Raw genomic sequence first — 466 nt, forward strand, 5'->3', positions numbered from 1 at the left:
GATGGGTCTCCTGGGTAAGGGGCGGTGGCATCGCACCGTGTGGAAGGTCTGGCCGCTCGCGACCATTCGTCGGATGGAGAAAGCATAGGATTGGGACGCGGGACGCACTAGAGTGCTAGATTGGACGTCATAGTCCTATCTGGTGAACGATGAAGGGAGAAGGAAGTGGCGTGCAGGACCTAAATGACCTCTACTTCTATGTGCAGGCGGTTGAGCACGGCGGATTCGCGCCGGCTGGCCGCGCACTGGGAATGCCCAAGTCCCGGCTTAGCCGGCGCATCGCCGTCCTGGAGGAACGACTCGGCGTTCGGCTGATCCAGCGCTCGACGCGCCGCTTCACCATGACCGARATTGGCCGCACCTACTACGAGCATTGCAAGGCGATGCTGATGGAGGCCGAGGCTGCACAGGAAGCCGTGGAGCTGACGCGCGCCGAGCCGCGCGGTACCGTCAGGGTGACCTGTCC

At 63.0% G+C, this 466-nt stretch carries 1 protein-coding gene; it reads left to right on the forward strand.

From position 1 onward, the window contains the following. Window positions 1–170 precede the first annotated feature (170 nt). The coding region (locus tag AC1U89_RS24725) for a LysR family transcriptional regulator (RefSeq protein ID WP_479902253.1) at window positions 171–466 on the forward strand (296 nt) is incomplete at its 3' end.

The organism is Caulobacter sp. 05T431 (assembly GCF_056665975.1).